This window comes from Nocardia sp. CA-145437, assembly GCF_050956485.1.
In the GTDB taxonomy this organism is placed as follows: domain Bacteria; phylum Actinomycetota; class Actinomycetes; order Mycobacteriales; family Mycobacteriaceae; genus Nocardia.
Genome location: NZ_CP191204.1, coordinates 2,442,945 through 2,457,640, shown reverse-complemented (window position 1 = coordinate 2,457,640; position 14,696 = coordinate 2,442,945). Strand labels below are relative to the sequence as shown.

The 14,696-nt window shown below is 68.7% G+C and carries 18 protein-coding genes; 12 read left to right on the top strand and 6 right to left on the bottom strand.

Annotation, left to right across the window (positions count from 1 at the left end):
• Positions 1-89 precede the first annotated feature (89 nt).
• Entirely contained in the window at positions 90-494 is a 405-nt protein-coding gene (locus tag ACQPYY_RS11015) for a hypothetical protein (RefSeq protein ID WP_433593650.1), read from the bottom strand.
• A 251-nt stretch (positions 495-745) separates the two neighbouring features.
• Between ACQPYY_RS11015 and ACQPYY_RS11010 the strand changes: the two genes are divergently transcribed.
• Both ACQPYY_RS11010 and ACQPYY_RS11005 read left to right on the top strand, forming a co-directional pair.
• Entirely contained in the window at positions 746-1,153 is a 408-nt protein-coding gene (locus tag ACQPYY_RS11010) for a YciI family protein (protein ID WP_379096086.1), read from the top strand.
• Positions 1,150-2,295, top strand: coding sequence for an RNA polymerase sigma factor (locus tag ACQPYY_RS11005; RefSeq protein WP_433593649.1), 1,146 nt, complete (start codon positions 1,150-1,152; stop codon positions 2,293-2,295). Before ACQPYY_RS11010 ends, ACQPYY_RS11005 begins: the two co-directional genes overlap by 4 nt.
• A gap of 8 nt (positions 2,296-2,303) precedes the next feature.
• On the opposite strand, the gene ACQPYY_RS11000 is transcribed toward ACQPYY_RS11005, so the two are convergent.
• On the bottom strand, positions 2,304-2,903 hold the full coding sequence (locus ACQPYY_RS11000; protein WP_433593648.1) for a TetR/AcrR family transcriptional regulator: 600 nt from the start codon (positions 2,901-2,903) through the stop codon (positions 2,304-2,306).
• A 60-nt stretch (positions 2,904-2,963) separates the two neighbouring features.
• Between ACQPYY_RS11000 and ACQPYY_RS10995 the strand changes: the two genes are divergently transcribed.
• A complete protein-coding gene (locus tag ACQPYY_RS10995; protein WP_433593647.1) occupies positions 2,964-3,701 on the top strand; it encodes a nuclear transport factor 2 family protein in 738 nt (245 codons plus the stop codon).
• A 177-nt stretch (positions 3,702-3,878) separates the two neighbouring features.
• Positions 3,879-4,748 carry a class I SAM-dependent methyltransferase gene (locus ACQPYY_RS10990; protein ID WP_433593646.1) on the top strand — a complete coding sequence of 290 codons (870 nt, stop codon included), beginning with the start codon at positions 3,879-3,881 and terminating at the stop codon, positions 4,746-4,748.
• Here ACQPYY_RS10990 and ACQPYY_RS10985 read toward each other — a convergent pair.
• A complete protein-coding gene (locus ACQPYY_RS10985; protein ID WP_433593645.1) occupies positions 4,745-4,873 on the bottom strand; it encodes a hypothetical protein in 129 nt (42 codons plus the stop codon). The two genes, ACQPYY_RS10990 and ACQPYY_RS10985, sit on opposite strands and share 4 nt — an antisense overlap.
• 41 nt (positions 4,874-4,914) lie before the next feature.
• Positions 4,915-5,523, bottom strand: coding sequence for a TetR/AcrR family transcriptional regulator (locus ACQPYY_RS10980; protein ID WP_433593644.1), 609 nt, complete (start codon positions 5,521-5,523; stop codon positions 4,915-4,917).
• A 63-nt stretch (positions 5,524-5,586) separates the two neighbouring features.
• Here ACQPYY_RS10980 and ACQPYY_RS10975 point away from each other — a divergent pair, with 63 nt between their 5' ends.
• The 6 genes from ACQPYY_RS10975 to ACQPYY_RS10950 all read left to right on the top strand — a co-directional run bounded on the left by ACQPYY_RS10975 (position 5,587) and on the right by ACQPYY_RS10950 (position 10,344).
• Positions 5,587-6,660, top strand: a complete 1,074-nt coding sequence (locus ACQPYY_RS10975; RefSeq protein ID WP_433593643.1) for a saccharopine dehydrogenase NADP-binding domain-containing protein — start codon at positions 5,587-5,589, stop codon at positions 6,658-6,660.
• Positions 6,660-7,592: an alpha/beta hydrolase gene (locus ACQPYY_RS10970; RefSeq protein ID WP_433593642.1), complete on the top strand. Its 933-nt coding sequence runs from the start codon at positions 6,660-6,662 to the stop codon at positions 7,590-7,592. The genes ACQPYY_RS10975 and ACQPYY_RS10970 overlap by 1 nt, the downstream gene beginning before the upstream one ends.
• A 301-nt stretch (positions 7,593-7,893) precedes the next feature.
• Positions 7,894-8,742, top strand: a complete 849-nt coding sequence (locus ACQPYY_RS10965; protein WP_433593641.1) for a patatin-like phospholipase family protein — start codon at positions 7,894-7,896, stop codon at positions 8,740-8,742.
• Between the two features lie 100 nt (positions 8,743-8,842).
• Positions 8,843-9,769 carry a DUF808 domain-containing protein gene (locus tag ACQPYY_RS10960; RefSeq protein WP_379096059.1) on the top strand — a complete coding sequence of 309 codons (927 nt, stop codon included), beginning with the start codon at positions 8,843-8,845 and terminating at the stop codon, positions 9,767-9,769.
• Between the two features lie 133 nt (positions 9,770-9,902).
• Positions 9,903-10,097 (top strand): DUF1918 domain-containing protein, encoded by a 195-nt coding sequence (locus ACQPYY_RS10955; RefSeq protein WP_379096056.1) that lies wholly within the window; start codon positions 9,903-9,905, stop codon positions 10,095-10,097.
• 46 nt (positions 10,098-10,143) lie between these two features.
• On the top strand, positions 10,144-10,344 hold the full coding sequence (locus ACQPYY_RS10950) for a DUF5988 family protein (protein ID WP_357093310.1): 201 nt from the start codon (positions 10,144-10,146) through the stop codon (positions 10,342-10,344).
• A gap of 179 nt (positions 10,345-10,523) precedes the next feature.
• Here ACQPYY_RS10950 and ACQPYY_RS10945 read toward each other — a convergent pair whose 3' ends face one another.
• On the bottom strand, positions 10,524-11,153 hold the full coding sequence (locus tag ACQPYY_RS10945) for a TetR/AcrR family transcriptional regulator (protein WP_379096053.1): 630 nt from the start codon (positions 11,151-11,153) through the stop codon (positions 10,524-10,526).
• A gap of 90 nt (positions 11,154-11,243) precedes the next feature.
• On the opposite strand from ACQPYY_RS10945, the gene ACQPYY_RS10940 reads away from it, so the two are divergent.
• A complete protein-coding gene (locus tag ACQPYY_RS10940; protein WP_433593640.1) occupies positions 11,244-12,683 on the top strand; it encodes a carotenoid oxygenase family protein in 1,440 nt (479 codons plus the stop codon).
• An 89-nt stretch (positions 12,684-12,772) separates the two neighbouring features.
• Here ACQPYY_RS10940 and ACQPYY_RS10935 read toward each other — a convergent pair whose 3' ends face one another.
• Positions 12,773-13,747 carry a serine/threonine protein phosphatase gene (locus tag ACQPYY_RS10935; RefSeq protein ID WP_433593639.1) on the bottom strand — a complete coding sequence of 325 codons (975 nt, stop codon included), beginning with the start codon at positions 13,745-13,747 and terminating at the stop codon, positions 12,773-12,775.
• Positions 13,748-13,834: 87 nt separating this feature from the next.
• Between ACQPYY_RS10935 and ACQPYY_RS10930 the strand changes: the two genes are divergently transcribed.
• Complete coding sequence (locus tag ACQPYY_RS10930; RefSeq protein ID WP_433593638.1) at positions 13,835-14,680, top strand: hypothetical protein; 846 nt, start codon at positions 13,835-13,837, stop codon at positions 14,678-14,680.
• Positions 14,681-14,696: the final 16 nt, after the last annotated feature.

Here is a 14,696-nt window from a genome sequence, read left to right as displayed (position 1 = left end):
CTGGGCGAACAGCCGCGCGTCCGAGAAGACGGGGCGGAAAGCCGAAAGGCCCGCGCCGACTCGGAAGTCGGCGCGGGCAGAGGGGTCGGTCATGCGACGTGAAGGGCCTCGGTGATCTTGCGGGTCATTTCGGTGACGGCGGGGTGGGGGGTGGGGGTGGTTGCGGCGGCGGCTTCGAGGGCGGTCAGGACGGTGGTGCCGAAGTTGTCGGCTTCGGCGGGGTCCTGGTGGGTGAGGAGGGTGGTGGCGGTGGTGAGGGCGGGGAGGACCTGGTCGGCGAGCTGGGCGACGGTCTTGCCGGGGAGGTGGATGTCCTTGGACTTGGCGTTCAGCAGGTGGCCGACGGGGCCGGTGGCGGACAGCAGGGCGAGGGAGCCGGCGCTGGCGGCCTTGCTGGGCTTGGCGGAGGCGGCGGCCAGCAGGGAGACGGCGCCGTAGGCGGCCGAGCGGATGGTGGCCTGGTCCTGGGCGGTGAGGGTGAGGGTGGCGGACATGGTGGGCTCCTTCGAAAGCTGTTGTGGTGGCTCCCGATCCGGTCTGGTTCGGGGCCGTTCTTGCTCGATGGGAGTACCTTGTCCGGCGTCGCTGACAGCGCACTGATGGCGGGCTGACGCGGTCGCTGACACGCATGTCGGTCGGTTCCGAAATTTGTCGGCGGTGGGTGTCGAGAATGGGCGGGTGGCTCCGTCCCAGGGGTGACAGACACATTCGACCGAGATGGTCGGAGCGAACCTAGGGAGACATCATGGCCAAGTATCTGCTGCTCAAGCACTATCGGGGCGCACCGGCGGCGGTCAATGACGTGCCGATGGACCAGTGGACGCCGGAGGAGGTGACCGCGCATGTGCAATACATGCGGGACTTCGCGGATCGGCTGGAGCGGAGCGGGGAGTTCGTGGACGGGCAGGCGCTGGCGCAGACCGGGACCTGGGTGCGGTACGACGGGGAGGGGCGGCCGCCGGTGACGGACGGGCCGTTCGCGGAGACGAAGGATCTGATCGCCGGATGGATGGTGATCGACGTCGACTCCTACGAGCGGGCGATCGAGTTGGCCGGGGAGCTGTCGGCGGCGCCGGGGGCGGGCGGGAAGCCGATTCACGAGTGGCTCGAGCTGCGGCCGTTCCTGAGCGAGTCGGCGGCGGCGACCGAGTGAACGAGGCGCTGCTGCGTGAGCTGGTCCCCGCGGTGATCGGCGTGCTCGTGCGCCGCGGGGCCGAGTTCGCGGCCGCCGAGGACGCGGTGCAGGAGGCGCTGATCCGGGCGTTGGAGACGTGGGAGGCCGATCCGCCGCGGGATCCGACAGGGTGGCTGGTCGCGGTCGCGTGGCGGAAGTTCGTGGATGCCGCGCGGGCCGAGACCTCGCGGCGGGGACGGGAACTCGCCGTGGAGGAGGAGCCCGCGACGGGGCCGGTGTCCGCGACCGATGACTCGCTGTGGTTGTACTTCCTGTGCGCGCATCCCTCACTGTCGCCAGGATCGGCCGTGGCGTTGACGCTGCGGGCGGTCGGCGGGTTGACGACTCGGCAGATCGCGGCGGCCTATCTGGTGCCGGAAGCGACCATGGCGCAACGGATCAGCCGGGCGAAGCGGCGGATCACGGGGCAACCGCTGGATCGGCCCGGCGATCTGGGGACGGTGTTGCGGGTGCTGTATCTGGTGTTCAACGAGGGTTACAGCGGGGAGGTCGACCTGGCGGCCGAGGCCATCCGGCTCACGCGCCAGCTGGTCGCCGCGACCGAGGAGCCCGAGGTGTCGGGGCTGCTCGCGTTGATGCTGCTGCATCACGCGCGCCGCGCGTCCCGCACCGGGGCGGACGGCCGGCTGGTGCCGCTGGCGCAGCAGGACCGATCCCATTGGGACACAGTCCTGATCACCGAGGGCGTGGCGATACTGCAAGCCGCGCTCGCCCACGACCGGCTGGGCGAGTACCAGGCCCAGGCCGCCATCGCCGCGCTGCACGCGGATGCCCCGAGCACCGCCGAGACGGATTGGGTGCAGATCGTCGAGTGGTACGACGAACTGCTCCAGCTCACCGACACCCCCGTGGTGCGGCTGAATCGCGCGGTGGCGGTCGGTGAGGCGGACGGGCCGCGAGCCGGGCTGACGGAGTTGGCCGACCTGGACCCGAATCTGCCGCGCCACACCGCGGCCCGCGCCTACCTCCACGAACGGGCCGGGGACCTCGAGCAGGCCGCGGACCTCTATGCGGAGGCATCCCGCGTGGCCACCACCGTGCCCGAGCGTGACCACCTCACCCGGGAGGCCGCCCGGGTACGGCAGGCGCTCCGGTCCTGAGCCTGCGATCAGGACCGGGTGACCGCGCCGAGCTGTGGCACGAGTTGTGTTGCGACAGTGGAGACATGCTGGACGAAGGCGGCCCGGTCGGTGCCGAGACTGCCTTCGGTCCACTCCACGTACAGGGAGATGATCGCCCCGAACAGCCCGGAGAACCGCATCCGGATCGCCGGGTCGTCGGGCGATCCGGCGACGAGGTCGCCGAGCGCGGCGGTGGTGATGGCCGGAATGGTGTCGCGGACGTACCGGCGCAGGCGGGCGTCGGCGACGGGTTCCATCAGCAGGATTCGGCAGATGCGCGGGTCGGACTCCAGCAGCCGGGCGGCCGCGTCGAACAGCCCGGCCAGATCGCGGGCCCCCATGGCGGGCCGGATGGCCTCCTCGAGTTGCCCGAGCGCCGCCAGGTACACCGCGTGCAGCAGGTCGTCGATGTCGGCGAAGCTCTCGTAGAAGTACTTCTGGCTCAATCCCGCCTCACGGCACACGGCCCGCATGCCCAGTGCGGCAACGCCTTCCGTTCCGACGATCGCGGTCCCGGCCTCGATGAGCCGGACGCGCCGGTCCGCCACCCGGTCGTCGGTGCTGCGCCCGCCATAGCTCCTTGACACACCGAGACGATATCAGGAAGCATCTGCTTCAGAAAGCAGTTGCTTCCCGATGGAGTCGCGATGTTCACCGACCACCAGTTCCAGCAGGCCCTCGCACAATCCCGCCTGGCCCCACCGATCCCGAAGATCCTGAGCAACCGAGCCGCCCCGGTCGAAGTCCTCGACGAGCAGGCCCTGACCGCCATGACCACCGCATGGTTCGACGAATACGAGCAGAAGATCGCGTTCTACGCCGACCACGGCCTGGACATCGCCTGGACCCTGGACTGGGCCAAGAAGTACTGGTGGAGCTGGCAAGCCCGGGACATGAGCTACAACCACGAGCTCTACACCCCCGACCTCCGCTACAAGGACGTCACCACCCTGGGCGCCACCATCGTCGGCCTCGACGAGTTCGTCGCCTACAACTTCGCCTTCTTCGACGCCATCCCCGACTGGCGCTACGACCCCATCCCGGGCCAGTCCTTCGTCGACATCACGCCCGGCGGCGAGGTGCGAATAGTGGTGCGCTACTACGGCAGCGGTCACCTCCGCGGCCCCTTGAAACTGCACCCGTACGGCGACGACGCCGTCTCCATCCCGGGCAACGGCGCCTTCGTCCAGTGCACCGCCGTGGACCGCTACCACTTCAACACCGACCGCCTCATGTACGAGGGCGAAACCCTCTACGACCTGGTCGACGCCGTACAGACGGCCGGATTGCTGCCGGGCCCGCGGACCGGCTCCTTCAAATGGATGATGCGCGGCGCGGCCCTCGCGACGCGGGCGGCAACGGCTTTCGGCCGCACCGCTCGCTGACTCTCGGCTCGACATGTTCCCAGCGGCGGGGAGTTCGAGATTGCGCACGGTGACCAGCGCGGTCACGGCACAAGGTCTCCTCGGCGTGGCACAACCCACACCCGATCCCCCGCCTCGATCCTCTATAAATGTAGAGGGCACCCGATACCGATCGGGCGGGCGAAGGAGTTGAGCCGAATGTCGTTGCAGCCACTGGTCACTCATGTGTCCGATACCGCGCGGTGGGTGGCCGCGCACCGCGCGATCGAATCCGCCCGGCCGGACGCGTTGTTCCGCGACCCGCTGGCCGACCGCCTGGCCGGTCCGCGCGGCCGCGAGATCGCCGCGGCCGCCGGGCAGTCGATGGCGGACGACTGGTTCCTGGTCACCCGCACCCGGCTGATCGACGACCAGATCGCCGAGGCGGTCGCGGCCGGTTGCGATCTCGTGCTGAATCTCGGCGCGGGACTGGACGCCCGGCCGTATCGAATGGATCTACCGGCCGAGCTGCGGTGGATCGAAGCCGATCTGCCCGGCCTGATCGCCGAGAAGAACACGGTGCTCGCCGCGGAGACACCGCGGTGCCGGCTGACCAGGACCGCCCTGGATGTCACCGATTCCGTCGCTGTCACAACGTATCTCGACTCGGCGCTCACCGATGTACGCCAGGCGCTGGTGATCTCCGAAGGATTGGTGATGTACCTGCGCGAGGCCGACGTGACCGCGTTGTCCGCGGCGCTGACCCGGCCCGAAATCGCCGGATGGTGTCTCGATGTCAGTTCGGCCGGTGTCGCGCACCTGATGACCGACCGCAACGAGGGCCTGCTGCGGCGCGCACGGTGGACCTTCCTGCCCGCCGAGGGTGTCGCCTACTTCGAACACCTCGGCTGGGACGCCACCTACCTCGAATCGATTGTCGTCGCCGCCGCTCGCTTCGATCGGCTCGCGCTCCCGGGCTCCCCCGAGGAATTCGAAGCCCAGCAGCCGGACCCGCGGGCGCCCGGCGACCAGCCCTACAGCGGTGTCGTCCGTCTGACCCCCACTCGATCCGGGGCCCGCGCGCGCTAGCGGCGGAACTCCGGCACGGGCGTGAATTCGGCTTCGCGGTCGCCGACTTCGTTGCGGCACCACTGTTCTCGGCGGTGGCGCTGCACGCGGTCGGCGACCGCGAACATGCCTGGCGACTGGCTCACCGCCGAAATCCGATCGTCCGGCACCGCTGCGGCACAGTGGATTACGTGTCGCTCAGGCCCTTGTTCAGCAGGTGCAGGGCGGCGTCGACAGTGGCCGTGATGAGGGCGTCGTCGAGCGGTCCGGTGGCCGGGAGCATGGCGTGCAGCAGCAGCGGCCCGGTCAGGATGTCGGAGACGAGGGCGGGGTGGGTGCAGGGTGGGATTTCGCCGCGGTCGACGGCGCGTTGGAACATCGCCTCGGTCGAGCGGCGGCGCGGCGCCATGAAGCCCTCGTGGAACAGTGCGCTCCACCGGGGGTCGCTGCCGAGATCGCCGAGCAGTCCGGCGATGCCCGCCGCGACGACCGGGGTGTGGAAGAACTCGACCTGTCGGCGTTGCAGCTCGATCAGGTCGTCGCGCAGGTTGCCGGTGTCGGGCGCGGGGTCGGTGCCGAAGTGCGCGGCGATGGCGCTGGTAAGCAGTGCGACGCGGCCCGGGAAGCGGCGGTACAGCGCGGTGCGGGTGGTACCGGCGAGGGTGGCGACCCGGTCGACGGTCACCGCGTTGTAGCCGTCGGACAGCAGCAACTGTTCGACGGCGGCGGTGATGGCGGCATCCAGGGCCGCGTTTCGAGGGCGGCCCATGGCGGCGGACTTCTTCTTCTCAGACATACGCTACGAAGTGTAGCGAATGACCCTTGCCGTACATACGCTACAAGTTGTAGCGTATGTCCCATGGGCGAAATCTGGATCATCGGCGCGACCGGCCGCGCCGGACGCAGCATCAGTGCCGAGTCGACTACCGGCGGCCACCAGATCGTGCTGGTCGGCCGCAATGCGGAACGGCTGGCCGCGGCCGCCGCCGCGGTCGAAACGCCGGGCGGGCCGCCGCCGCGGACACTGGTCACCGACGATCCGGCGGGCCGCATCACCGCGGACAAGCCGGATGTCGTCGTCAACACGGTCGGGCCATTCGGTGCGACGACCGTCCCGACCGCGCGAGCCTGTGTGGAGGCGGGCAGTCATTACGTGGATCTGGCCAACGAATTCGAGCCCGTGCGTTCGTTGCTGGAGCTGGATTCGGCGGCCCGAGCCGCGGGGTCGACGCTGGTGACCGGTGCGGGATTCGGCGTCCTGGCCAATGAGTCGCTGGTATACGAGCTGTGCGCGGGACGCCCGGCCCCGACCCGGGTCCGGGTCGCGGCGATGCCTGTCGTCGACGGCCTGGGACCGGCGGTCCTGGCCAGCGTCGTGGACGCCGCGGCGACCGGCGGGCTGATCTACCGCGGCGGCCGCCTCGAGCGGACGCGGCTCGGGGCGCACCTGCAACACGTCCCGTTGCCCGACGGGACGACGCGTCCCACGGTGGCGGTACCGACCGGCGAGTTGGAAGCCGCGCTCCGCGCCTCCGGCGCCGGGGACGTGATCGCGACCTCCAGCGAGGTGCCCACCGGCCGCGCGACCCGAGCCGTGCTGCCGGTCGTGGGCGCGATCCTGCGGGTCGATGCGGTGCGGCGCAGCGTGATCCGGCTCATCGACCGCTGGAAACTGACCCCGCCGAGCGCGCAGGGCGATACGTCGTGGGCATACGCGTACGCGCAATGGGAAGGCGGAGAAAGCCGCCAGGCGTGGTTGCGGACGGGTGAGGGTTACGCGTTCACCAGCCGCGTGGCGGCCCGGGTGGCGGCCCGGCTGGCCGACGGCGACGGCCGCCCCGGCGCGTTCACTCCCGGCGCCTTGTTCGGCGCCGATCTCGCCCGATCCGCGGGCGGCACCATCACTTTCGACTCGACAGCCAAGGACCTGTGATGACCAGCTTCACCCGAGAGCATGTGCGTATCCCGGCCGGCGCGGACACCGAACTGGACTGCTGGCTCTACCTACCGTCGACACCGGGACCGCACCCGGCGGTGGTGATGGCCCACGGCATCGGCGGAGTCAAAGCCGCCGGGCTCGCGCCGTTCGCGGAAGTCTTCGCCGACAACGGCTTCGCCGTCCTCGTGTTCGACTACCGGCATTGGGGCCGGTCCGGCGGCACACCGCGCGAACTCCTGTCGATCCGCCGACAGCGGGAGGACTACCGCACCGCGCTGTCCTGGGCGCGCCACCACGAGTCGATCGACAACGACCGATTGTTCATCTGGGGAACGTCTTTCGCCGGCATGCACATCCTCGATGTCGCCGCCAACGATCCCGGATTGGCGGGCGCCATCGCGCAATGCCCCCTCGTCGACGGCCCGGCCGGGATGGCGAAGGTCCCCCCGGCTCGCGCGCTGCGGCTCACCGCCACCGCGGTGGCCGACCTGTTCGCGGGCATCGCGGGCAAGCCGCCGAGGTATTTGCCGGTCAGCGTCGGACCCGGCAGCCACGGCGTGATCGCCACCAATGACGCGCTCGATGGGCTGGATCGGCTCACCCCGGCGGACGGCGAGCCGTGGCCCAATCGGATCACCGCGCGTTCGTTGCTCGACATCGCCGTGCACCGTCCGGTCCTGGCGGCCGGTCGAATCCGTTGCCCCCTGCTGATGGTCGTCGCCGAAACCGACTCGATGGCTCCGACCGGACCGGCCGCCCGGGCCGCCTCCCGAGCTCCCCGGGGCGAGCTCTACCGCAGCCGCGGCGGGCACTACGACGTGTACGCGGGCGGTCTCGACCACACCGACGTGCTGCGCGTCGAAGTGGAATTTCTCAGCAGACACGCCGGCGACCGCGAGCGAGCGGGCCACGCCGCTGAAGCGTGAGCGGCTCGACTTCCGGTGGTGGCAGCGGGTATCCCCGCACGCGTCATCTCGGCATCCGACAACGCCCTGACCTCGGTCGCCGACCACCGGAACGACACCTGGGCCAGATGCGCACCCGCCGGCAACGCACGGTCGGCCCCGACGGCACCGTCAGCCACATCGACACCGGCCGAGCGTGATCCGACTGTCCATGCCGGCGCAGCCCCGCGGCCGACTTCGCGCAACGCCCGGCGACGATGGCGAACGTCGTTAGGATCGCGGCATGGGGAGTCACAGTGTCGATCACATGTCCGTTGGGGCCGTGAGGCGTTCGGTTGTTCTGGGTGGCGGCGGCGTCCTCGGTTCGGCGTGGATGGCGGGTTTGGCCGCTGAATTGCGCCGCCGGGGAATCGATGTGGGGTCGGCCGACTCGATCGTCGGCACGTCCGCGGGTGCGATCGTCGGGGCCGCGCTGATCGTGGGGCGGGATCTGGATTCGTTCGCCGACGATCCACGCCGTCCCGGCAGCGCGGAGTCGCCGAGGGCGGTGATACCGGAGCTGCTCGCCAAGGTCTTCTCGGTGATCGCGGACCGGACGGTGGATCGCGAGACGGTGCGGCGGGAGGTGGGGCGGTTGGCGATGACCGTGGAGCCCGCCGGGCCGGCGCATATCGCACCGATGGAGTGGCTGGTCGGCGGCAACGACTGGCCCGATCACCGGCTCCGGATCGCGGTCCTGGACGCGGCCACCGGTGAGCGCCGGGTCTGGGACAGCGGCAGCGGTGTACCGCTGGCCACCGCTGTCGCGGCGAGCCGTTCCTTTCCCGGTACCTTCCCGCCCGTCGTCGTCGCAGACCGCTACTACATCGACGGCGGGGTGTGGTCGCCCACCAACGCCGACCTCGCCGCGGACTCGGACGTCCTTCTCCTGATAGAACCGTTGGCACACCGTTTTCCACCGCAACTGGTTCAGGCCGAACTCGCGGCCACCGTGGCAGGCACCGTGGTCCGTTTCAGCCCCGACGCGGCCACACTCGACATCATCGACGGGTTCGACACCACTCCGGACGTCGTCACCAGCTGGCCGGCGGCGTTCCAGGCAGGCATCCGTCAGGCGGACGACCTGGCAAAGCAGTTGCTCGACGCGGGCTGGTCGCCACCGAAGCCCTGACGCGCGACCGGGCACGATGATCCGGCGGGCGAGGGGTGGCGGAGTCGGCGGGGATGTCCGGATAGCCGATCCCAGCGGCCGGGCCGGTAACCTGCCAGGCATGAGTGCAGGCCTGTTCGGACTCCTCGATGACGTGGCCGTGCTGGCCCGGCTCGCGGCTGCTTCCCTCGACGACATCGGCGCGGCCACCGGGCGGGCGACCGCCAAGGCCGCCGGTGTGGTCATCGACGACACCGCCGTGACACCGCAGTACGTGCAGGGCATCACGGCCGACCGCGAACTTCCGATGATCAAGCGGATCGCCATCGGATCGCTGCGCAACAAGCTGGTCTTCATTCTTCCGGCGGCTCTCATCCTCAGCCAGTTCGCGCCGTGGCTGCTCACGCCGATCCTGATGGTCGGCGCCGCCTACCTGTGCTTCGAAGGCGCCGAGAAGGTGCTGGGCCGGTTCCTGCACCACGACAGCCACGGCCCCGAATCCGAGGGCGTCGCCGATGAGAAGGCGATGACCGCGGGCGCCATCCGCACCGACTTCATCCTGTCCGCCGAGATCATGGTGATCGCCCTCAACGAGGTTGCCCACCAGTCGTTCTTCCCGCGGCTGATCATTCTGGCCATCGTCGCGGTGGTCATCACCGCCGCGGTGTACGGCGTCGTCGGCGTCATCGTGAAGATGGACGATGTCGGGCTGGCACTGGCCCAGCGCTCCTCGACGTCCGTGCAGGTCGTCGGCCGCGGACTGGTGACGGGAATGCCAAAACTGCTGGCGGCGCTGTCGATCATCGGCACGGTCGCGATGCTCTGGGTCGGCGGGCACATTCTGCTCAGCGGCACCGACACGCTCGGCTGGCACACACCGTACGCGTGGGTGCACCACGCCGAGGAGGCTGTCCGCGATGCCATCCCCGGCGTCGGCGGACTGATGGCGTGGCTGACGAACACGGCCGCGTCGGCGGTCATCGGATTCGTCGTCGGCACCATCGTGGTGCTGGTCGTTCAGGCGCTGCCCGTCACGAAGAAGCACTGATTCGGGAGGACCTTGACGAGTCTTCGAGGACCGGTCGGCGGTAGTCTCCAGGTATAGCCGTTTTCGCCAGGATCTTTGCGGCCGGATCGGGAAAGCAATCACCGGATCAGCACTCGCCGAGAAGGGGTTCGTTATGAAAGCCAGCGTAGGTGACCAGTTTCTGGTTCACGGCCGGACTGTCGGACAACCCGACCATACGGCCGAGGTTATCGAGGTAATGGGAGAGGAAGCCTCTCCGTTGTACCGCGTCCGATACGACGACGGGCACGAGACGATCATGAGTCCCGGACCCGACACCACCGTCCGGCACGTCGGCACCGGAGACTGAACCGAAGGAATGACGCCGACCTGGTCGAGCACCGAAGGAGCGTGTGATGGACCCGATGGCATTCCTCGAAGGCGGACCGGCCGACCTTCCCACTCGAATCGTTCCGCTCCCGTCACCGGGTGAAGAGGTGAAGATCCAGCACCGCGGTGGTTACGAGCATTTCGAGAACTCACCCGGACATATCGAGACTCCCGAAGGCCGGCTGCCCGTATACCTGTGGTGCCGGCGAACCGAGATCGCGGAGTAACGGAAACTCCGCGACCATCGGTTCCACGAGGTATTTCCTATCGGCGGCAGTGGCTTTCACGCCCATGTGCGGGTGATCCCGATTTGCGGGCCCTTGATGCCCTCGGCCGCTTCGACATTCACCTCGCTTGGGGCAGAACAACTGTCGAGAAAAAGAGGAACCGACCGGTAGTGATGCGGTCAGCGTCGCGCCTGTTCGACGACACTGACGCACATGCGGGCGCAGGAAGCGGCGAGTTGGTCGGCGGTCAGGTCCGTGGGGTGGTCGAGCCAGGTCTCGATGAGCTGGTTGACGCCGCCGGTGATGAACAGGGCTGCGCGGCGTAGCGCTTCGGGGTCGTAGTCGCCGGGCAGGGCGTCGGGGACATTCTGAACGACGAGGTCGGTGATGGTGGCCAGGACTTCGCGGCGGCGTTGAGCCAGGACCGGCACGGCATGGAAATCACTGGCGATAATGCGGTGGATGCGTCGGTCGTCGGCGATGGCTTGCAGGAACGCGCCCAACGCCGCGCGGAGCTTGTCCTCCGCGGTCCCGTCGGCGGTCAGACCGGATCGCACCAGAACGGACAGCAATTCCTCGCGCAGCTGGTCGGCGACGGCGGCGAGGAGTTCGTCACGGTTGGCGAAGTGCTCGTAGAAGTAGCGGTCGATCAGCCCGGCCTGCTTGCACACCCCGCGCACGGTCACCGCGGACAGTCCGGACTCGCCCCAGACTTCTCGCGCCGCGGCGAGCAGCCGGGTACGGCGTTCGGTGCGACGGTCCTCGGCGCTGATGCCGCCGTAGCTGCGAGCGGTTGCTGATCTGGCCATTGACAGCACTCTAACCCCTCCCTACATTGGCAGACATACGTCATCAGATGACAGTTGTCATCAGATTAGCGATTCAAAGGAGAATCCGCGATGACCGCCAGCCTCACCGCGTATCGCGCCACCACCGCACCCCTGCTCGACGAGCACGACTACACGATCGAGCAGATCGACGGCCGGCTGCCCCGCGAGCTGACCGGCACCCTGTACCGCATCGGACCGGGCAAGTTCCAGGTCGGTAAATCCCTGCTGCACAACGTGTTCGACGGCGACGGCATGATCTCGCAGTTCGTGCTCGACGGTTCGTCGGTGCGTTTCCGCAACCGCTACGTACGCACCCGACACTTCGAGCACGGGCAGACCAGCGACCGGGTGCGCTACCGCGGTGTCGGTGACCAGATCCCCGGCGGCCCGCTCGCCAATATCGGACGACTCCCCGCGAACGTGGCCAACACCAATATCGTCCACTACGCCGGTGGGCTACTGGCCCTGTGGGAGATGGGCAACCCGCACCGCATCGACCCAGACTCCCTGGAAACACTGGGCCCCACCGACTTCGGCGGTCGACTCGGATTCCTCGGCGCGTTCTCCGCGCACCCGAAGTGGGATCCGGTCACCGGCGACATGTACAACTTCGGACTCGACCTGCTACCCACGCCCCGCTTGCGCACCTACCGCATCGACCGCGCGGGACGGTGCCACCGGCTGGCGACGGTCCCCCTGTGGGATCTGCCCTGGAATCACGACTTCGCGCTCACCGGCTCCTCCATGGTGTTCGTGCTCGACCCCGTGCTCCCGAACATCCCCAAGATCGCACTGGCCACCGATTCGTTCATCGATTCCCTGGAATTCAAGCCCGCCAAGGCCACTCGATTCCTGCTCGTGCCCAAACACGGGGGCCGTCCACGCATCGTCGAGCACGACGCCCTGCTGCACGTGCACCTGACCAACGCCTACGACGACGGGGACGACGTCGTCATCGAACTGGTGCGTCTGGATACCGAGTGGGAGCGCTTCCGCGCCATGACGGGCATGGTCAATCTCGACACCCCCGACGCCCCGCAATTCCCGGACTCACGGCTCATGCAGTATCGGATCACCAAGTCCGGCGCCATCATCGAACGCGAACTCTCGAACCGCGCGGGTGAATTCCCGCAGTACGACTGGCGCCGCTCCACCCGCGCACACCGCTACACCTACCTCGCCGGTGCGGGTGGCCCCGCGGGATTGTTCAACGCCATCACCAAAATCGACCACCACACCGGCGCCACCACGATGTGCGAGCTCGGTGACAGCTCGGTCGGCGAACCCCTGTTCGTCCCCCGCACCCCCGATGCCGCGGAAGACGACGGATGGCTCCTCGCGCTCAACCACGACCTCACCGAAAACCGCTCCCAACTCCTCGTTCTCGACGCCCGCGACCCCGAACAAGGCCCCCTGGCCACCGCCTGGCTCAACCACCACATCCCGTGGGGATTCCACGGCACCTTCACCCACCGCCTCGCCCACCCGGACGGGCCCGTCCACGCCTGAGCACTCCCCCGCACACGCACTCATCCGGCCGGATACCGCGGCGAGAGAACGCCGGGTCGATTCGGCCGGGGATGTAGTCCGTGTGGAGTTCACCGTCGAACAGCTTCCAGAGGAAAGCGTTCATGGTTGCGGCGGCAGGGGCGTGGCGGGACAGGATGTCGGCCACCACGGGCGGGACGTCGGACGGGATATGACCTGCGGCGCAGTGGATTACGTATTCGTTGCGGGCTACCGGGCCGCCCGTGGTGGGCATGGGGATCCCGCAGACTTCGGTCACCAGCCAGTTGACCAGGCGCATGGCGACGTAGGCGGCGTCGTGGGTGGTGTGGTTCGACGAAGTCGCGCTCGTCGGGCGACAGGTCGAAGTGCGGTGAGGTGGCCAGGCCGAAGTCGGTGAGATAGAGCCGCTCGCCGTCGGTGCGAATGTTGCCCCAGTGGGCGTCCATGTGCAGCAGCTGGTGATCTCGCAGGAAGGTCACGATCTCGGCGAGCCGGTGCTCGATCGTCGCGGCCTTGTCGACCGGGTTGTCGCGCAACATGTTCGCCGCCGCGTGAGGGATGTATTCGGAGAACAGGAGCAGCGAGGACGGGGCGGCGGCCAGCGCTTCCAGGCGGGTCCGAACCGCTCGCGACCCGCCCTGGGCGGCGACGGCCTTGTCGATATCGGCGTGCTCGGCCGCGATCGGCGGGCGGCCCGGCAGCACCCTCCAGTGGTAGAGCATGGGGAACGACTCGGTCTCGCCGGCCAGGATCGCGTTGGTGACGACCTTGTTCGCGGCGAGCTCACGCCACGTGTTGACGCTCGGCCCGCCGATTCCGTAGTGGCAGTGCAGCGGGAGGTCGAAGAGGTTCGCGGTGGAGGCCGGGTGGGCCAGCTCCCGCTCGGACAGCGGGATGCGTTTGACGAACACCGGTACGCCGTCGACGTCGAGGACCGCGGCGCTACCGCCCACCCCCACGCTGACGGACCGGGCGTTGTCCAGGAGCTTGGTGAGCTCGTTGTCGCTGTGGTTACCCAGCTGATCCGAGAGTCGTTGGTGCCGCTCTATTCTGGGGGCCGTCACCGGACAAGTCTGCCACCGGTCGTGGCGGGGCCGGTGAATCGCACACAGAATGGGAGGGGTGGTCGGATCCGAGTGGAAGGAATATCCGTGGTCGGCTCGGCGGCTCCGGTGCGCTTCGACACGATCGTTCCCGGTCGCGTGTTGGGGGCGCTGACCGCTCTCGTGCTGGTCCTTGCCGCGGCGCTCGTTCTGACTCCTCCTCCACTGGCCGACACGGGGAACCGCGGCTTCGCTGATCAGGACACGCTGCGGCAGGCTTTGCGTGATGGCTTTGTGGCGTACTGGAATTCCGGTGGTTCGACTCGGCCGCCGGCGTTGACCAGCGTCATCGACTACTGGTTCCGCTTTCATGTGGTCAAGGGCGTGATCGCGGTGCTCTTGCTCGTCACGCTCGTCGCTCTGGCGGCGTTGCTGTGGAAGGCGTATCTGCGTGCCGGCGGGCTCGGCGCAGGGCAGCAATCCGCGCTGGCGACGGCGGGTGCGGTGGTCAGCATGTTCGCTTTCGGGGCGCTTCTGGTGGCGATCGCGAACATCCAAGGGGCGGTGGCGCCGTTCTCCTCCTTGCTGCCGATGCTGCCGTCCGGCGCGAACGACCCCCAGCTGACCACCGCCTGCGACCAGATCCGGCAGCAGCTGACCGAATCCACCGGCGCCACACCAACCGTGGACGACATGGTCCGCGATTTCGCGCGTTACCACGTCACCATGGCCGTCATCGCCGCGATTCTCGCGATCACGGCCCTCGGCCTCAGCGCGGTGTCGTGGAGCAGGTTCGTGCGGTCCGCGGACACCCGGAGCAGGCGTCTTTTGTGCGCGTCCGGGATCGTCACCGCCTTGCTGTCGCCGGCCTCGCTCGTCCTGCTGGCAGCGAACACTTCGGCGGCGATGAACTCCGCGACTGCGCTGTCCGCCTTCTTCGACGGCAGCTGGTGAGCAATGCGGAGCGCTC